Annotated in this window: 3 protein-coding genes; all 3 read right to left on the reverse strand. The window is 51.9% G+C overall.

Annotation, left to right across the window (positions count from 1 at the left end; all coding sequences use genetic code 11):
* Positions 1 to 286: 286 nt before the first annotated feature.
* Complete coding sequence (locus tag ABYT30_RS18430) at positions 287 to 1,180, reverse strand: ROK family protein (RefSeq protein WP_373097974.1); 894 nt, start codon at positions 1,178 to 1,180, stop codon at positions 287 to 289.
* Positions 1,177 to 2,031 (reverse strand): regulatory signaling modulator protein AmpE, encoded by an 855-nt coding sequence (gene ampE, locus ABYT30_RS18435; RefSeq protein WP_373084909.1) that lies wholly within the window; start codon positions 2,029 to 2,031, stop codon positions 1,177 to 1,179. The genes ABYT30_RS18430 and ampE overlap by 4 nt, the downstream gene beginning before the upstream one ends.
* 3 nt (positions 2,032 to 2,034) lie before the next feature.
* A partial coding sequence (gene ampD / locus ABYT30_RS18440; RefSeq protein WP_373097976.1) for a 1,6-anhydro-N-acetylmuramyl-L-alanine amidase AmpD occupies positions 2,035 to 2,437 on the reverse strand: 403 nt, incomplete at its 5' end.

Below are 2,437 nucleotides of genomic sequence, written 5' to 3' on the forward strand. Positions count from 1 at the left end.
CATTACCTTGGCGTATCTGCTCGCTAGGTAAGCCCGAGAGCACAGCGTATGCATTAGGTGCAAGCGCCTGATGCCGAACTCTGTTGCTGGAGTTGACTCACGCCATCAAGAGTGACGACCCTATTGGATTATTATGGCAGGACTTTTTTGCCCTCATCCCAGCACCTTAGGTTCATCACACCTACGCCTTAGTTTCAACATACCTGTATCGTAGACTCATCATACCTGTATCGTATGTACGTCATACCTGCGAAGGCAGGTATCCAAATAAGCGCAGCGCATGCCCTTACGCGTCAGACTGATCCCCCCACAACCACGCGGCGCCCCGCACACCGCTGCTATCGCCATATTTAGCCGGTAGCAGTTTGGTAAGGCATTGATCACTAAACACGTAGTCATTCCAATACTGAGGGACTTTTTCATAGAGCATCGCGATATTGGAAAGCCCACCGCCCAATACAATGACTGCCGGATCGACAATATTGATTACCACCGCGAGGGCTGATGCCAATTGCCGACAATAGTTATCTAGCACTGCCGCAGCCGCTGCGTCTTCAGTTATAGCACGCTGAACAATATCCGGCACACTTAGCTTGTCGCCACCGGCTGCGACATAGCTGCGCACCAAGCCCGCGCCACAGAGGAAGGTTTCAACGCAATCTTTACGGCCACAGTAGCAAGCGCGTCCCTCCCCGAGGTACGGCATTGTGATATGTCCCCACTCCCCAGCAATTCCATTAGCACCGCTCAGCACCCTCTTATTAAATACAAGGCCGCCACCCGTGCCGGTACCGAGGATTACACCAAACACCGAGTTGTAGCTCGCACCAGCGCCATCCACGGCTTCTGAGAGGGCAAAGCAATTAGCGTCATTGCTGAACCGAACCGTTTTCCCCAAACGAGTGCTGAGATCCTCGCGTAGGGCTTCGCCGTTGATACACTGAGTATTGCTGTTCTTCATGCGGCCAGTGAGCGCCGATTCAGCGCCAGGACCACCGACGCCGACACTGACTTGGCCACCAGTGCTACGCTCTAAACGACATACCAGCTCGGCGATCGCATCGATAATAGCGGGGTAATTCTTAGGCGTCGCAATACGCTCCTTGGCAAGCACAATGCCCTGCGAAGAAAGTACCACGCCTTCGATTTTTGTACCGCCAAGATCAATACCGAGTTTCATACCAACTGCAGTACCGCCACCACACACACCCAGCAAAGCAGGCTACGAGACAACAAAAGTTGTACCGCAGTAAGCTCATCAGCGGCTGACTTCACAAATTGTTCACCGTCAATCTGACCATCGGGGATATAAACCGGAAGGGCCTTCATACCGACCTCATCGAGAACCTCGGCGCTCGGTTGATCACTGCTTAAGTGCTGCCGCCACACGCCAATACAGGTGTCGAAATTAGCGACAATGGCAAAGGCCAAACCTAATAAGCGCACCGGCGCCCATTCTAAATAAAACAAGGCATTCGCAGCAGTATCGCGATCTTCCTGGGGCAAGCTTCTGCTGGCCGCCAACATAAACAATAAGCGGTACGCTAGGGCCCCAGTCGGCCCCAATAATACAAACCAAAATACCACCGCAAACCAACGTTCAAAGCCTTGATAAAATACCGCCTTGCGCACACTCATATGCAGCTGCGATGCATTGTCGACACCGGTTTCACAGAGCTCAACGCTAAAGCCCCTGCCATGTTGGTAAGCTCCCTCGAGGTCGCCGCGCTGCCAGCTGTTTAAGTAAAGTTTCAGAAGGATCTGAAAATCACCCCGGCCGAGGCTGTAGAGCAAAATAGCGACACTTAATACGAATAGTGGCAAGCCAAACAGAATCGGGCTGATTAACCAAAGGACAATAAACACCAGCAATACTGGCACAGCAAAGACTAGAAACAATCTTAGGCTGCTGCTGGGCATTTTAAGTGCCAATTGTTGCAAGCGCTCAAACCACTCGTCCTTTTGGATCACTCCACCGCTGCCCCAGAACTGTACTGCCGCCCAAGCAATTAAAATTGCAAAAAAATCCATAGTTTAATCCAACGCGTTTTTAAAGTAAGTCCAGTCAAAAGCCGCACCGGGATCCGTCTTCCGCCCGGGCGCGATGTCATTATGCCCCACTATACGGGCTGGCGTAATCGCCGGATACGCGCGGCGCAAGGTTTGACTAATGGCAATTAATGTTTGGTACTGAGCATGGGTATAGGCAATTTCATCACAACCTTCAAGTTCAATACCGATACTAAAATCATTGCAGTTCTCGCGCCCTTCAAAGCTCGACACTCCTGCGTGCCAGGCGCGATCGGCCAGTGAGACAAACTGACTAGGCACGCCCTCGCGATTAATCAATAAATGGGACGAAACGGTAAGCCCACGCAAGTCCGCGAAACTCTCATGGGCGTCACAATCAAGGCAGTTGGTAAATAGCTCATGGACG

Origin of the sequence: Zhongshania sp. (assembly GCF_041623545.1) — a bacterium.
GTDB lineage: Bacteria > Pseudomonadota > Gammaproteobacteria > Pseudomonadales > Spongiibacteraceae > Spongiibacter.

Coding starts and splice junctions, on each gene's coding strand:
- ABYT30_RS18430 (WP_373097974.1), bottom strand. CDS start 1,180: ATGAAACTCGGTATTGATCTTGGCGGTACAAAAATCGAAGGCGTGGTA.
- ampE (WP_373084909.1), bottom strand. CDS start 2,031: ATGGATTTTTTTGCAATTTTAATTGCTTGGGCGGCAGTACAGTTCTGG.